The organism is Clostridium sp. UBA3061 (assembly GCF_002367465.1).
In the GTDB taxonomy this organism is placed as follows: Bacteria; Bacillota; Clostridia; order Clostridiales; family Clostridiaceae; genus Clostridium_J; species Clostridium_J sulfidigenes.
This window is the reverse complement of the sequence record NZ_DFCF01000008.1, coordinates 111355-127288: the sequence shown is the minus strand read 5'-3', so window position 1 is coordinate 127288 and position 15934 is coordinate 111355. Positions and strand designations below refer to the sequence as shown.

13 protein-coding genes are annotated in these 15934 nt (G+C 29.2%); 3 read left to right on the top strand and 10 right to left on the bottom strand.

What is annotated here, in order from left to right; all coding sequences use genetic code 11:
- Positions 1–181: 181 nt before the first annotated feature.
- From B2P65_RS06925 to B2P65_RS06900, 6 genes are all read right to left on the bottom strand, one after another.
- On the bottom strand, positions 182–1324 hold the full coding sequence (locus tag B2P65_RS06925; protein ID WP_346848802.1) for a 1-propanol dehydrogenase PduQ: 1143 nt from the start codon (positions 1322–1324) through the stop codon (positions 182–184).
- Positions 1325–1601: 277 nt separating this feature from the next.
- Positions 1602–2366 carry a molecular chaperone DnaJ gene (locus B2P65_RS06920; protein ID WP_346848801.1) on the bottom strand — a complete coding sequence of 255 codons (765 nt, stop codon included), beginning with the start codon at positions 2364–2366 and terminating at the stop codon, positions 1602–1604.
- A 101-nt stretch (positions 2367–2467) separates the two neighbouring features.
- Positions 2468–3625, bottom strand: a complete 1158-nt coding sequence (fliB, locus tag B2P65_RS06915) for a flagellin lysine-N-methylase (protein ID WP_346848800.1) — start codon at positions 3623–3625, stop codon at positions 2468–2470.
- Between the two features lie 667 nt (positions 3626–4292).
- Entirely contained in the window at positions 4293–5114 is an 822-nt protein-coding gene (locus B2P65_RS06910) for a DUF3307 domain-containing protein (RefSeq protein ID WP_346848799.1), read from the bottom strand.
- Positions 5104–5778 (bottom strand): SatD family protein, encoded by a 675-nt coding sequence (locus B2P65_RS06905; RefSeq protein ID WP_346879856.1) that lies wholly within the window; start codon positions 5776–5778, stop codon positions 5104–5106. The genes B2P65_RS06910 and B2P65_RS06905 overlap by 11 nt, the downstream gene beginning before the upstream one ends.
- A gap of 283 nt (positions 5779–6061) precedes the next feature.
- On the bottom strand, positions 6062–7618 hold the full coding sequence (locus B2P65_RS06900) for an ABC-F family ATP-binding cassette domain-containing protein (RefSeq protein ID WP_346876340.1): 1557 nt from the start codon (positions 7616–7618) through the stop codon (positions 6062–6064).
- Positions 7619–7881: 263 nt separating this feature from the next.
- Between B2P65_RS06900 and B2P65_RS06895 the strand changes: the two genes are divergently transcribed.
- Positions 7882–9057, top strand: a complete 1176-nt coding sequence (locus B2P65_RS06895) for a class I SAM-dependent rRNA methyltransferase (RefSeq protein ID WP_346876339.1) — start codon at positions 7882–7884, stop codon at positions 9055–9057.
- 75 nt (positions 9058–9132) lie between these two features.
- Here the strand turns inward: B2P65_RS06895 and B2P65_RS06890 are convergent, their stop codons facing one another.
- From B2P65_RS06890 to B2P65_RS06880, 3 genes are all read right to left on the bottom strand, one after another.
- Entirely contained in the window at positions 9133–9387 is a 255-nt protein-coding gene (locus tag B2P65_RS06890) for a phage holin family protein (protein ID WP_035134826.1), read from the bottom strand.
- A 528-nt stretch (positions 9388–9915) separates the two neighbouring features.
- Positions 9916–10632, bottom strand: coding sequence for a 2-phosphosulfolactate phosphatase (locus tag B2P65_RS06885; protein WP_346879855.1), 717 nt, complete (start codon positions 10630–10632; stop codon positions 9916–9918).
- 34 nt (positions 10633–10666) lie between these two features.
- A complete protein-coding gene (locus B2P65_RS06880) occupies positions 10667–11602 on the bottom strand; it encodes a TIGR01212 family radical SAM protein (protein ID WP_346876337.1) in 936 nt (311 codons plus the stop codon).
- A 308-nt stretch (positions 11603–11910) separates the two neighbouring features.
- Here B2P65_RS06880 and B2P65_RS06875 point away from each other — a divergent pair, with 308 nt between their 5' ends.
- Complete coding sequence (locus tag B2P65_RS06875; protein ID WP_414632262.1) at positions 11911–12987, top strand: transporter; 1077 nt, start codon at positions 11911–11913, stop codon at positions 12985–12987.
- A 159-nt stretch (positions 12988–13146) separates the two neighbouring features.
- The gene (locus B2P65_RS06870; protein WP_346879875.1) at positions 13147–14043 is read left to right on the top strand and encodes a radical SAM protein; all 897 of its coding nucleotides are present in this window, start codon (positions 13147–13149) and stop codon (positions 14041–14043) included.
- A 106-nt stretch (positions 14044–14149) separates the two neighbouring features.
- On the opposite strand, the gene B2P65_RS06865 is transcribed toward B2P65_RS06870, so the two are convergent.
- Positions 14150–15928, bottom strand: a complete 1779-nt coding sequence (locus B2P65_RS06865) for a heme NO-binding domain-containing protein (RefSeq protein ID WP_346879854.1) — start codon at positions 15926–15928, stop codon at positions 14150–14152.
- Positions 15929–15934: the final 6 nt, after the last annotated feature.

Here is a 15934-nt window from a genome sequence, read left to right as displayed (position 1 = left end):
CCATGTGAAATTAAAGAAAAAATATATTATTCGTATAAACAATATTACATATTATAGTCAAACTGTAAAGAGGAAATTTATTACATCAAGCTAAATGTATAACATTCCATCCTAAATTTAAGGAGTTTAGCAGAACCAATAAAAAAACCACCCATTAATGAGTGGTATAAAATACAAAATTTTATCCAAAAACTTTTTCTAAAATTTTTGATAAATCTTCTCCTGTTACTTCTTTAGGATTTGCTGTTGTACATATGTCATTAAGAGCTGCTTTAATGATTTCTTCTTTTGATGCTTCAGCTAGTTCCATATCAGCACCTTGTTCCTTTAATGTTGTTGGAATCATCAAAGTCTTTTGAAGTTCTACAATACTTTTAATTAAATTATTAACACCAATATTTACATTTGGTGCATGCAACTTCAATAATTTGGCAACTCTTTGATACTTTTTAGATGCTATGTCATATTCTACATTGAAAGCACCCTTATTTAAATTGGCATTATATTCTATTACATAAGGAAGTATCATTGCATTACTTCTTCCATGAGAAATATGTAATTTCCCACCTACAGCATGAGCTAAACTATGAGTAATTCCTAAGCCAGCAGCATTAAAAGCCATTCCAGCAAGACATGATGCATTGTGCAGCTTTTCTCTTGCCACTACATCATTTCCATCAGCATAAGCTAGTGGTAAAAATCTAAAAGCTAAAGTAAGTGCTTTCTCTGCAAGAGCATCTGAAAAATCAGTAGCATTCTTTGAAACATAAGCCTCTAAAGCATGTGTAATAACATCCATTCCTGTATCAGCAGTTATAGCCTTAGGTACAGATTTTACTAGTTCCGGATCAAGAATTGCAACTGTTGGAAGAAGAGATTTATCTGCAAGAGCATACTTTAACCCTTCTTGTTTATTAGTTATTACTGCATATTCAGTTACTTCAGACCCTGTACCACTTGTAGTAGGTATAGCATAGAATTCTTCTATAGAAGAAGCTCCACCAGTAATTTTTTTTGCATATTCTCTCATAGCTTTAGCTCCATCAATTGATGAACCTCCACCAAGAGCTATCATAACCTGAGCATCACAATTTTGTAATTTCTGAATGCCTTCAGCAATAACTTCTACAGATGGATCAGGTACAATATCACTAAATACAGCTACTTGACAATCAACAAGCTTTTGCTTTACTTTCTCAGCCATACCTGATGTTTCCATGAATTTATCACATACAATTAGCACTCTTTTATTCTTGATTTCATTTAGTTTTTCTAAAGAGCCTTGTCCAAAATAGACCTTTGTGTTAATACTAAATTCTTTCATATACAATCTCTCCTATTTTAAAAATATTCAAGATATGAATGAATTAGTTTTCTTTACTTTAAAATAAAATTAACCCACAATTATAACAATCAAAAAAGTTTATAATAAACTTTACTTGATTCATTATATCAATAATAAAATACTATTGCAACAGAAGGTTCGGTCAGTTTCAGTAAAGTAAAGTTTTTCAAGTTAACTTCTTAAAAATATAATAAAAATTATATTTTTTAATTATAAAAATATAAAATACTAACAATTATATTTCTACCACTTAACATTAAAAAACAAACTTTTTTAATTTGTTATTTACTTTACTTAACGTAGATACAAGAATTTTTAGGATACTTGGTAAAAATAAAGAAACTACAAAGCCCACAGCACATAATACAAATATCTTATATTTAATAGCATGTCCAATATAAATTTGATATCCATGGATAGCAGATATAGCTATAGCTGCTATTATTATAATCTTAGATGCAATCCAAGATATTATATTTAATATTTTACATAGAAATATTATTATGGATAATATAACTACCACAGGCATGAGCAATATCTTAAGTGACAATTGAGTAAGGGAAGATTCACTACTCTTTTTATTACTTCCTACTTTTCTACTACTATCCCTTTTACTTTGTTTTTCAGATTTAATATTGTCTCTATCTTCTGTAGACTTCTTTTTAGATTTTTTTTGTTTTCTTATTGATGTACTCTTTGAAGATGATCTCTCCTTTTCTTTACTAACTGTAGATTCTTGTTCATATTCATTAAAACTTTCATAGCTATTACTATCATTTTTATGAAAATTATTATTTAAATCTTTCACTTGATTATCTATAATCACAGTTTGCTGACTTTTATTTTTTTCTCTCTCTTCCTTTATTTTTTCATAAGCTTCATCAAATACTTTTATAAAGGATTTTGCTCTTTTTTCATCTTCTATCTCTTCTTTAAATTTATTTATCCTATCTTCATAAGCCTTTGTTATCTCTTCCATAGATGTATTTTTATCAACACCTAAAATTTTATAATGTTCCATATCTCTCCTTCTCCAACTATAAGTTTAATTTTTTCATTTGTAATCTAATATTTCAAAATCGAAGTAGTCTAAATATTACTTAATTATCTAATACCTTATTTTTAGTTTATTAGTATATTTATAATTCTATCTTCTTTAAATACAGGATTTCTTTTAAAAATCTCTGCCAAGGTGTCTATATTCTCCTCTAAATGTTCAATGTCTTTAGAATATGTATGACTTATATCTACCATATCCTCATCACTAAGCTCTCCACTTTCTATCCACCTTACTACACATAACTGTTTAATCATTAAATAACTCACCACGGCAGTCTTCACTTTAGCAGCCACATCATAATCAAAGACAGCCTTCATAAAGTATCTAAACACAAAATAAACTAATATATTTTCAAACTTATACATATTATCTTTATAAAAATTGTTAAATTCCTTATATTTATCTAGATAAATATCTTTATTCTCAGCACTACTCTTAATATAAGATAACACCTTATCTAAGCCTAAGGGATCATTGTTATTTATATGCTTTAAGCCTTTAAATACATAAAAATACTCTTCTATATCAGTATACCATTGTTCTTTATCTCTAATAGTTTTATTAAGATCATCACTAGTCTTGTTTATAAAGTTTTTATCCATATATCTTTCTTTAATGGTCTTTAAACTAGTTAGATCGTCCTCATCTATCTTATCCTGAACTTCCTTTGCAAAGTCAAGAATTATAGCAGCTCTTATATTTAAATCAATACTACGATTCTGAAGTATATTAAAAATTATACTTCTGCACTGCATAAGGTCGATAAATAGCATGGCATCAATATCGTTATAGGAAGTTATAAACTCATCATTTTCACTTAACTCAAATTCAACCTTATTAGAATCACCTAGTATTATCCTTGCTGCCTCTGGACAGGAAAGTGATATACCTATTTCTCGTAAGTTCCCGAACTCCTCCATATACCTAGGATACTTCTTGCAAGTATAGCAAAGACCATCTTCTCCAAGTTCATTATATATATAACATAATTTGTTTTCATTTAGAAAGGCACAATTTCCTTTTTTCAATACAAATATATTGTCTTCTCCATCATTGACTATCTCACTTCTTAGTCTTTCTCCAAAGCTACCACTAAGATTTTCATAGTAATCATAAGTTTCTTTATCAATAACAATTTCCCAACCAGCACAACATGTATCCTCACACTTGTCTGCTATACATTTGAATTTATTAAGATATTTTGGTACTCTTATTTTCATTTTTCACCTCAAAGTTTTTATTATATATTTAAGGTATCTGAAAATAAATAATAAGTCAAAGATGGGAAGTATATTTTGAGTTAGACAAGGAAACAGGTTCCGCAGATAGTAGCACTATCTAAGGGTTCTGTTGACGCAGTATAACACAAAATAGACGAACATTCTGACTTATTTATTTTTCGAAGATGCCTTATGTTAAATTCTATTTTATCATATTCTCATAATTTTATATTGTAAATATGCTTTTACTTATTCTAACATCATTCTTTTCTTCTCACATTCTTATTTTTTTAAAAAATATACTTTTATCAAAAACTATATGCTTTAACCTGAATTATTCATAGAAAAATAAAAACCATGCATAGCTTGATACCTATATTTATTAACATTTTGCTTTTCACCTAAAAAATGATGAAAATATAGAAAAGGAGTCCCTCCTTTGTTATGGTTAACTTGCAGAAAAACACTTAACAATGGAGAGACTCATATGAATAGTTTAATAGAAAAATATGTGAATTAAACAAGAAAATTAAATTTAATAATCTATAGCGGCTAAGATTGTTACTGGCTGTAGATATATACCATTTAAACTATGCAGTAGTTGTCCTTATATAAATAATTTTAGTGAATAACTCAAGTTAATATATTAAAATATCTTATTAACCGATTAAAAAATAAAGTTATAAATAACTATAACAAATAAAGTACTAAATAATGTTCCAATTAAATAATACTCACCAAATTCTGCATCCTCAGAAATCTTATTATATCTAGCAATTGACTTTGCTGTTAAAATGAATCCTATAGCCGAGTATTGATTACTATATAAAAACATAGCAATTATTATACGTTCTAAAAAACCTATAACTGCGCCATTATTACTACCATTGTTAGCAACGCTGCTATTGATACTATTGTTAACTACCGAATTATTACTAGTAACTAAGTTTCCCTTAGGCTTACATCCTGAAAATATTATTTTAAAAGTTATATTTGCCGGCTTATGCATACATAACACCATCAATGCCCATTTTAAAACCGTTAATCCATCGATACCCAATATATTATATCCAATATACAATGTATCTATTGGATGATATAAATTCTCCCTAAAACAAACTATTACGGCTATAAGTAAAATTATATGTACAACTTGATCAAATATATATACCATCCATGATTTAATATACTTCTTTACTTTATTCTTTTTACATGCAGTATGAAATATTTTTAAATATCCCTTATATAAATAATATTTTACTACATCGATCAATAAATGAGCTAAGCATAATAATAGTATTAATCCTGTTATCTTATAACTTTTCTTAAACAAAAGTAAAATTAAAATAAATGGAATGCTATAGAATACTGAATGCTTAAATACGCCACCTATTTTTTCCTTCTTTAGCTCTGACATTTCATCATCTTGCAAATAATAATCCCCAACCACATGTGCTATCAAGCACAGTACAATAAATTTAATCTGCATATTTATATTCTCCCCACACTTCCATCAAAACTCTATTCAAACTATGTTTTACATAAATATAATTATAATATCCTGAGCTCTTTAATCTCCTTTGTACGCTTGATTGAACTAAATTTAATTCATTAGCAATTTCCCTTTGAGTTTTATTTGAAAACATTATTTTTTCAATAAGCTCTCTTTGCTTATCTGTCCACTTCTCTTCTATAAAGTAACATAAGCATAAATTATTATTAATTAAACTAACTATATCAGTTTTATAAATCGAACTAACCCCTATATCTGTATTATATTGTGATTTACTGTTTGTTTTATTTAATATTTTAATCTCCTCTATCATTTTTCTAGCATAATGATATGCTGGACCGTCAGCCCCTAATGCCATCTCTTTATTTATATTAGTATAAATATTACCAATCCCAACTCCAAATCTAATTTTTATAGGATACATTTTAAACTTAATTTTATCAATAATATCAAATAAATGAATAGGATTACTTAATAAACCTTGAAATTCATCTCCTAATGTAATAATAAATTTTGCAGCAATGTTTCTTTCATATTCAATATTTATATCTTTTAATATATGATTTAATTTTTCCTGAGCTTCATTTCTATTTAATATCTTTTTTGACTCAACTATATCACCTATAATTGCAAAGTACATGCTTATTACCTCATAATTTCTTAAATATTTCTTTAATTTTAACATTTATTAGATACTTTTTCAATGATGATGCATTTACAATAGCATCATCCCTTTTGATGCACTCATAATAGCATCATCACCTTTGATGCACTTATAATAGCATTATTACTTTTGATGTACTTATATTATATTCTACATTTTTCCTTTTTGGGTCCACCAATTTTACTTATTCAATATTTTAAAATTTAAAAAATGAGGTGTAAAATAACACCTCACCTAACAACATAACTTTAAATATGCATTATACAATCTTCGTCGTCCAATCCTCACAGTTCCATATATCTGTTACTACATCTTTATAAAACTCTGGTTCATGGCAAACTAGTAATATAGTTCCTTTATATTCTTGTAATGCTCTCTTTAATTCATCCTTTGCTTCTACATCTAAGTGATTGGTAGGCTCGTCAAGGATTAGTATATTTGTTTCCCTATTTATAAGTTTTGCAAGTCTTACCTTGGCAGCTTCTCCTCCTGATAGTACCATAACCATACTTTCTATATGCTTAGTAGTTAAGCCACACTTAGCTAAGGCGGCACGGACTTCGTATTGAGTGCAGCTAGGGAATTCCTTCCAGTATTCTTCTATACAAGTATTTTTATTTCCTGATGCACCTTCTTGCTCAAAGTATCCTATTTGTTGATAGTCACCTAGGGTAACTTCTCCACTTATAGGTTTTATGTCTCCCATAAGGCTCTTAAGTAGAGTTGTTTTTCCAAGTCCATTGGCTCCTACAAGGGCAATCTTTTGTCCTCTTTCCATAGAAATATTAAGAGGCTTTGTTAATGGACTATCATATCCTATAACCAAGTCCTTAGTTTCAAAAATAACCTTACCTGATGCTCTTCCTGTTTTGAAGTTAAATGTTGGCTTTGGCTTTTCCTTAGAAAGCTCTATTCTATCTATTTTATCCAACTTCTTCTGCCTTGATTTAGCCATGTTAGATGTAGCAACATTGGCTTTATTTCTTGCAACAAAATCTTCAAGTTTTGCAATTTCAGCTTGTTGCCTTTCATATGCTCTTTCAAGCTGTTCTTTTTTTGCTTCATATATTCTCTTAAACTCTTCATAGTCTCCTACATATCTACTTAACTTTCTATCTTCCACATGGTATATAAGATTAATTACAGAATTTAAGAAAGGAATATCATGAGATATTAGAATAAATGCATTTTCATAGCTTTGTAGATATCTCTTCAGCCACTCTATATGTGCTTCATCTAAATAGTTTGTAGGCTCGTCTAGAAGTAATATGTCTGGAGTTTCAAGTAGAAGCTTTGCAAGTAAAACCTTAGTTCTTTGGCCTCCACTTAAAGCCGTTACATCTTTATCTAGCCCTACATCTAAAAGTCCTAATCCCTTAGCAACTTCTTCAACCTTTGCATCTATAACATAAAACCCGTTATTATCTAGCATATCTTGAATAATAGCAGTTCTTTCTAATGCCTTATTCATTTGTTCTTCGTCCATTTCACCCATTTTCCCATAAAGTTCATTCATTTCAGTCTCTAAATCAAATAGGTATTTAAATGCATCTCTTAGTACATCTCTTATAGTTAATCCTTGTTCTAAAGCTGCATGTTGATCCATATATCCTACCCTCACATTATTAGACCAAATTACTTGGCCTTCATCAGGCATAAGTTTACTAGTTATTATATTCATAAAAGTAGATTTACCCTCACCATTAGCTCCAATTAAACCTACATGTTCCCCTTTTAATAATCTAAAGGATACATCTTCAAATATTGCTCTATCCCCAAAACCATGACTTATATTTTTAACTGTAAGTATACTCATACATTTTCCTCCTATATCCTTCTGACTATCACCATTAAATGGTATGCGTTAAAAAAATTCAAACCAAGAATATTATACTTTACTGCCAAAGATTTTTCTATGGTAAAAATTAAATAATTTATTTGCAAAATCCTCTCTATAAATTTATACTATAAGAGGTCTAAATAAAGTTTAGGAAATTTAATTTTTATATAGAACAATTTTAAATTTGACAATATAAATTATTATTAATAATTTATTGTTTTGATAATAGGAGGATGTAAATGGCTTGTAAATTCTATCTACTAAAGGGAAAAGGAAAAAGTGTGGAGAATGGTCACCTTTGGGTTTACTCTACTGATATAGAAGAATATGATGGTGAATATGAAAATGGAGACATTGTAGAAGTATATAATTGCAGAGAGGAATTCATCGGAAAAGGTTATATTAATGATGTTTCTAAAATTACTATAAGAATTATGACTAGAGATATCAATGAAGAAATTGATGAAGAATTTTTTAGAAAAAGACTTAGAGCTGCATGGGAATACAGAAAAAAGATAATAGATACTTCTAGCTGTAGGTTTTTGTTTGGAGAAGCTGATTTTGTACCTGGACTTATAATTGATAAATTAGAAGATTACTACGTTATTCAATCTCTAGCTCTAGGCATTGATAAATATAAAGATATCATTGTAAAAATTCTAGTAGAAGAATATGGTGCTAAAGGTATTTATGAGAGAAGTGACGCTAAGGTTAGAATCCTTGAAGGCATGGAACAGATTAAAGGCTTTTTAACCGAACCCTTTGATACTATGATTCAGATAGTTGAAAATGGCGTTAAGTACTATGTTGATGTTGAAAATGGGCAAAAGACAGGATTTTTCTTAGATCAAAAGGAAAATAGAGCTGCTATACATAAGCTTTGCAAAGATGCCACTGTGCTAGACTGCTTTACTCACACTGGTTCCTTCGCATTAAATGCTGGTGTTGCTGGTGCTAAATCAGTATTAGGAGTAGATATATCAGAGCATGCAGTAGAATTCTGTAGACGTAATGCAGAGCTTAATAATCTACAAGATGTAGTTAAATTTGAATGTCACAACGCCTTTGATGTACTTCGTGAGTGGTCTGATGAAGGCAGAAAATATGATGTGGTTATCCTTGACCCACCAGCCTTTACCAAATCTCGTTCTACTATAAAAAGTGCTACAAGAGGATATAAAGAAATAAACCTTCGAGGAATGAAATTAGTTAATAAAGGTGGTTATTTTATAACATGTTCATGTTCTCACTTTATGAATCCTGAACTGTTTAGAGATACCATTGCCAGTGCAGCTAAAGATGCAAGGGTTACCCTAAGACAAGTAGAATTTAGAACTCAAGCTCCTGATCATCCAATTCTTTGGAATAGTGATGAATCATACTACTTAAAATTTTATATCTTCCAAGTGGTTTAATTATTTATAAAGAGCTATATAATTTATAATCTTATTTGATTTATAAATTATATAGCTCTTATATTTAAATCTTCTTTACTCTTTCTTTTGACTTTGTTTTACTAGTTGGTTAGCATATACACTAGCCCCAGTAACTAAAACACCCTGAATTATTGCATCAGCACTAAAACTGTGCATAACTCCCATAGATAACAGTATGCCTACAGGAAGCAAAATTACTGGTATATATTTATCATTTATCTTCTCTATTCCTTTTAAAATCATACCAATTATATATAGCACTGGTATTAGTATCAATGCATTCTCTGTAATATAACTAAAGAATTCCATAAATATTCCCCCTTTATATATTTTATTCATTTTATCCTTACATGAGTACATTATTTTATATAAATTCAATAAAATTTTAGTTATTTACTACTAGGTATACTTATGCATATCACTTATGATTTCACTTATTTTTACATATTGTAATTTTATTCTTTGATTTTCTTAAATTATAAGGATAATGAGATATAAATTTGTTGTACAGTTTTTATTGAATGTTAGTTCTAAAAGTGTAACAATAATAATATAGTAATATTTGGTAAAAGGTGATGTTATGAAAGGCTTATCCATTCTAAGATTTGTTCAGATTGTTTTTTGTTTCCCTATAATAATATTGTTTGCTACCTCTAAAATGAATGGTATTGAGCAAATTATTTTCATAGCTCTCTTTACCTTATATACTGTAGTATATGAAGTTATATTTTTAACTTTAGCTAAAAGAAAAAGAACTACTAAAAGCAGCAGTTCTTAAAATAGATTTCTAAGCCTCAGTAGGAGTAAAACTCCCTCTGAAGCTTAGAAATCTGTTCATTAATATATCTTTATTTCTCCATCCTTGTATTCTGGAACTATATTTATTAAATCCTTTGAAAGGCAATATCTTAAATCTTCATTATACCTGAGATACTTCATCCTTTTATAATGAAGTGCATCTTTTACAAAACTTATTATACTAGGATTATTTATATATACATATTCTGAAGTTTTTGCTATATCTGTTAAGGTGCAATGGTTTTTCATTATATCTCTTAAACAGTTGATTATATACCCACTTGTTATAAAGTCATCCATAGAGAACTCTCCATCGGTTCCTGCATTTACAAAGGTTACATCCTTATTTAACTTAGCTAATTTTTCTGCTACTACTCTTCCATTTATTAAAGCACCTATAAATATCTTCTCTGCTTCCTCACTATTTTTAATAGCTCTAGTCCCATTTGTGGTAGTCATTATAAGACTCTTACCTTTTACTATATCCTCAATATAGTCTAAAGGTGAATTGGAGAAATCAAATTTATCTATTTTTATTCCCCCTCTTTCTCCTCCCAAAAGATATTTATTTTTATCTTTACTTGCAATATCTATAGCTTCTTCTATCTCTTTTACAGGAATTATTTTATCACAACCATTATTTAATGCTGTAACCATTACTGAAGTTGCTCTTAAGACATCAATAACAACCACTATCCTATCTTTAAATTTTTCTGGCTTAATATGTTGTGCAGATATAACTACATCAATATTCATGTACTATTCCCCCCTGATTATACATTTAATTAAATCAATCTTCTTTATAATATTTTCCTTGATATAGGTCTTCAGTGACTAACTTATTATCTATGGCGTTTAAGACTTCCCACTTTTTCAAACTCCACATAGGACCTACTAATAAATTTCTTGGAGCATCTCCTGTAAGTCTATGAATTACTATATCCTGTGGTAACATTGTTATAGCCTTAGTTACAAGTTCAATATATTCATCCATTTCTAGTAATGTAATCTTGCCTTCATCTAACAGCTTTTCTAGCCTTGTATTTTTCATTACATGAAGAAGGTGAATCTTAACTCCTTTTATGGGAAGCTTAGAAATATACTTAACGGTTTTTAACATATCCTCTTTACTTTCTCCTGGAAGTCCAAAGATTATATGTGCCACCACATCTATTTTCCTTTTATGTAGTTCCTCCACTGCTTTTTTAAATATTTCTAACTTATAGCCTCTATTTATAAGGGTAGCTGTAGTATCATTGCTAGTTTGAAGTCCAAGTTCTACCCAAGTATATACCCTTTTTGAATAGTCTTCTAATAATTCTAACACATCTTCTTCTAAACAATCTGGTCTTGTAGCAATGGCAAGTCCAACCACATCCTCTTGTGTTAATGCTTCATCATATTTTTTCTTTAATACTTCTACAGGCGCATAGGTATTTGTATAAGCCTGAAAATAAGCTATATACTTACCATCTTTCCACTTTTTATTCATCATTTCCTTTATATCAACAAACTGCTCAGTTATAGATGATAACCTATCTCCAGCAAAATCTCCTGAGCCACTCTCAGAGCAGAATATACACCCACCTTTTGATAATTTTCCATCTCTATTAGGACATGTAAATCCACCATCTAATGATATTTTAAAAGTTTTTTGTCCATTAAACTTTTTTCTTAAAAAATAATTTAAATTATGATATCTCTTTCCATTAAAATCTTTTCTCATTTCTAATCTTCCTATCCTATTCTTCTGTTATCTATTTTAAATATATCCATATAGTAATCTTCTATATTCAATTATAGTTTAACTCTTTTATCTTTCAAAATCCACTAAGACATCTTCAAAAAATAAACAACTCAGAATGCTTGTCTATTTTGTGTTATACTTCTCATCTTTGACTTATTATTTATTTTCAGATACCTAAATGAAAATTTACTAACAATACTTTAAAAAGTTTTCCACATATTAATAGTTTTCCACATATTCTTGTGTGGACTTCAATATAAATATACAAGCTATCATAATTTGGGGGGATAACTTTGAAGAATCTTAAATTAATTTTTCAAGCTGCCACTGTTTTTATTGGCACCATTGTAGGAGCAGGCCTTGCTTCTGGTCAAGAAATAACTCAATTTTTTTCTACCTATGGGTTTTCAAGTTTTTATGGACTTCTACTCTGTGCAGTATTTTACATAATAATAAGTTCCATTATAGTGTCTATAAGTTTAAAATATGACTTAAATTCTTATACTGATTTTATAACCCTTGTAAGCCCTGGTTTCTTTGGAAAAATAACAGATTATCTTACTAGCTTCTTTTTAATCTCAGGAGCTGCTATAATTCTTGCAGGTAGTGGTGCTTTACTTTATCAACACTTTGGAATTCCAAGACTTGTTGGAGTGTTTGTAATGGCTGGAATTGCACTTATTACCTTATTAAATGACACTAAGGGCCTAATAGCTATTAATTCCATAATAGTACCTAGCCTTACTACTATAATTATTACTATATTTGTCCTTTATCTTCTCTTTTCAAAGGATACTATATCTATGGACTATATGAAACAAGTACCAGTATACAAAAACCTTATTATAGATAAACAGTGGATTATATCATCACTTCTCTATGCAGGATTTAACATGTTATCCTGTAGTGGAGTTCTTGTTCCCATTAGTAAAGAAATCAAAAATAAACGCCTTATTATTTCTGGATTAACCATTGGGGCTCTTGTCCTTACTCTACTTGCTTTCTTAATTAATTCAATGTTAATGGCAAATATACCTGAAATCTTTAAATATGAAATTCCACTACTCTTTGTAGCTAGTAAGTTTATCTCTTTAATGCAAATTCTTCTTTTATGTATTATTTGGTGTGAGATGTTTTCTACAGAAGTTTCAGATATATATAGTGTTGGTAAGACCCTTGAAAATAAATACAACATCCCTTATAAGAGAGGTGTTATACTCATTCTTTTAATAGCCCTTCCTATATCTCAAATAGGCTTTAAACAGCTTATAACTTTCTTATATCCCGGTTTCGGAATAGTTAGCTTAGTATTTATAGCTCAATGCATTGGGTTCTACTTTAAAATGAATAAGGTAAAAAAATAATTAAAACTTATATAGGCTACTTCACTTTTTGCTTCTCTTTAATTATACTGATGTTATATAAGATTAACACTACTATGTTAGTAGTGTTTATTTACTTTCAAATATAAATATAGTATTTGCTATGTTTACTATGTAAGGAGATAATTAATTATGAAAGATTTGACTGCTCTCAATAATTGTAATATATGCCCTCGTAATTGCGGTATAAATCGAAACTCTGCAAAGGTAGGCTTTTGTAAAAGTGGAGCTAAAGTAAAAGTTGCTAAGGCCTATGGTCATATGTGGGAAGAGCCCTGTGTGTCTGGCACTAATGGTTCTGGTACAGTTTTCTTTTCAAATTGTAACCTTAGATGTGTATTTTGCCAAAATCATGATATTAGTCAGTCTGACATAGGTAAGGATGTTTCTATAGAAAGATTAAGTGAAATATTTTTAGAGCAACAAGCTAAAGGATACCATAATATAAACTTAGTTAACCCTACTCACTATATACCTCAAATAATAATTGCTTTGGATAAAGCTAAAGAAAATGGACTTAATATCCCTGTAGTTTATAATTCCAATGGCTATGAAAACGTAGAGAGCATTAAAGCTCTTAAAGGATACATAGACGTATATATTCCTGATTTAAAGTATTTTAATGATAAATATGCAATAAAGTATTCTTCTGCTCCTAACTATTTCACCATAGCGTCAAAGGTTATTGAGGAAATGGTGGATCAAGTAGGTATTCCAATATTTAATGATGAAGAAATTTTAATTAGAGGTGTTATTATAAGACATCTAATGCTCCCTGGACTTTTATTCGATTCAAAAAAAATAGTAGATTACATATATAAAACCTTTGGAGATTCAGTATACTTAAGCCTAATGAATCAGTATACACCTATGTTTAAAGCAGCAGAATATGATGAAATTAATAAACCTCTTAACCCTAGTCATTATGACTCTTTAATAGATTACTGTATAGATTTAGGCTTTAAAAATGCCTTTATCCAAGAATGTGGATCTAACTCAACAGTTTATGTCCCAGATTTCAATCTGCAAGGGATTTAAAACTCTAATATTATAAAGCTCTTTAACCGTAATAAAACTAAACAAATAAAAAGCATTCTTAGGTAAAATCTCATGAACTTTACCTTAAGAATGCTTTTATCATTAATTATACATCTAGTGTACTTCTAAAATATTCTGTAATTCTTTGAACCTCACCTATAGCTTCTGTAAGTTTAATCATTTCATCAGTATAGGTATTTACACTGGCACTAACTTCTTGAGATGATGCAGAATTTTCTTCTGCAATAGCTGCTAATGATTCCACATTGTCATACATTCCTTCTATAGCTTTAACTTCTCTACCTAAATCATTGATTGTAGTAATCATTGATTCTGATACTTTATCAACAGCAGTAGTCGTACCCGCACTTATATCTCTAATTCTTTCTAATCCATCAGTTTGTTTTTCAAGGGCTACATACTGTTCATCTATGCTATCTACAGTATATTTAATATCCTCTGCAAATTCTTTAAGATTTAAATTAATTTCTTCAACAGCATCTTTAGTTTGTTCTGCAAGCTTTCTTACCTCTTCTGCAACAACAGCAAAACCTCTACCATGTTCTCCAGCTCTAGCTGCTTCTATAGAAGCATTTAATGCTAAAAGATTTGTCATGTCGGAAATTTGAGCTACTATTGATACTATATTAGTAATATCACTAGCTTTATTGTTTAACTTTATTCCAGTTTCTTTTACTTCTTGGAACTTGTCTAATGTTTTTTGAATATTATTACTTACAGTCTTTATCTCATCAAACCCAGCAGTAATTTTCGTTATAGTATCTTCCATAGCTAATTTATTTTCATTTTCACTGTTTACTAAGTTATTTAAAGCTCTAATATTATCATTCAATCCTGATGCTACTCTTTCTGTATTGTTGGCTTGGTCCACACTAGTTTCTGACATTTGTTCTACTACTGTAGATATTTCTTTAGATGAGCCTTCCATTACATTTGAAATAGCTTTAACCTTATTAAGATATTCTACCATCTCACTAACATTAGCATCAAACTCTGTCATATCCATTGAAGATATATTAGTTCCTGATTTTATAACTTCATATAATCCTTCAAGCTCATCCTTGGTGCTAATAACATCATATGACCTTTCCTTATCTTCTTTTAATCCAGTGATAGCTTTAACAGGTCTTAATAATAAATATGTACCTATAAAGGTTACTACTGTAGCTACAGCTGTAATTTCTAAAGCTGGAACTATACTTTTAACTCCAAGTATTAATGTTGATCCAATAAGAGTTAATATAAAAGTAAATATGGATGCCTTAACTGATAATGATTTTACAAATCCAAGTGATAAGATTTTATTAAATCCATAACTTTTTTTGCTATTTATTTCTTTTTCAAAAGTCACTTCCACTTTCATCACATCTCCAGACTTTTCTAAAATTTCATACTCTAATTGTTCATTAAAATATTCAAAAGTTCCTTCAAGCATACCTAAGAAATAATCAAACATCTTTCTTTTAGATGAATAAGTCATCACCGCTTTTCTTTTAGATGTCTGAACAATATCTACTGCTGGAGGCTTAGCTCCTGAAATTTTCTTAGTTATTGCTATATGTATATCATTTAGTGATTTTAAAAATTCATATGCACTTCTCTTTTTAAAGTATACTGGATATACATTAACAAAGGATTGTATATTGTCTTTTCCTATATCATTCCATAATTTCTCTTTAGTTAAACCTCTAGCTTCTGATAGCTTTGAAATAAACTTAGCTATTACTTTGTCGTCTACTTCTTCTAGTGGAGAAAATATCTTATTTGTCTCCCATCCAGCATGGTTCATAGCTTCATTTACTTGTGAATCATTATAAAGTTTTCTACAAGTATTTAGCCATATTGATACAACTGTGCCCTTCATAATTAA

What these genes read in the sequence shown, in the direction of transcription:
- B2P65_RS06910 (WP_346848799.1), bottom strand. Translation starts at nt 5,114, where the DNA reads ATGCAGATTAAATTTATTGTACTGTGCTTGATAGCACATGTGGTTGGG.
- B2P65_RS06925 (WP_346848802.1), bottom strand. Translation starts at nt 1,324, where the DNA reads ATGAAAGAATTTAGTATTAACACAAAGGTCTATTTTGGACAAGGCTCT.
- B2P65_RS06880 (WP_346876337.1), bottom strand. Translation starts at nt 11,602, where the DNA reads ATGAGAAAAGATTTTAATGGAAAGAGATATCATAATTTAAATTATTTT.
- B2P65_RS06905 (WP_346879856.1), bottom strand. Translation starts at nt 5,778, where the DNA reads ATGTACTTTGCAATTATAGGTGATATAGTTGAGTCAAAAAAGATATTA.
- B2P65_RS06895 (WP_346876339.1), top strand. Translation starts at nt 7,882, where the DNA reads ATGGCTTGTAAATTCTATCTACTAAAGGGAAAAGGAAAAAGTGTGGAG.
- B2P65_RS06920 (WP_346848801.1), bottom strand. Translation starts at nt 2,366, where the DNA reads ATGGAACATTATAAAATTTTAGGTGTTGATAAAAATACATCTATGGAA.
- B2P65_RS06900 (WP_346876340.1), bottom strand. Translation starts at nt 7,618, where the DNA reads ATGAGTATACTTACAGTTAAAAATATAAGTCATGGTTTTGGGGATAGA.
- B2P65_RS06865 (WP_346879854.1), bottom strand. Translation starts at nt 15,928, where the DNA reads ATGAAGGGCACAGTTGTATCAATATGGCTAAATACTTGTAGAAAACTT.
- B2P65_RS06885 (WP_346879855.1), bottom strand. Translation starts at nt 10,632, where the DNA reads ATGAATATTGATGTAGTTATATCTGCACAACATATTAAGCCAGAAAAA.
- B2P65_RS06890 (WP_035134826.1), bottom strand. Translation starts at nt 9,387, where the DNA reads ATGGAATTCTTTAGTTATATTACAGAGAATGCATTGATACTAATACCA.
- fliB (WP_346848800.1), bottom strand. Translation starts at nt 3,625, where the DNA reads ATGAAAATAAGAGTACCAAAATATCTTAATAAATTCAAATGTATAGCA.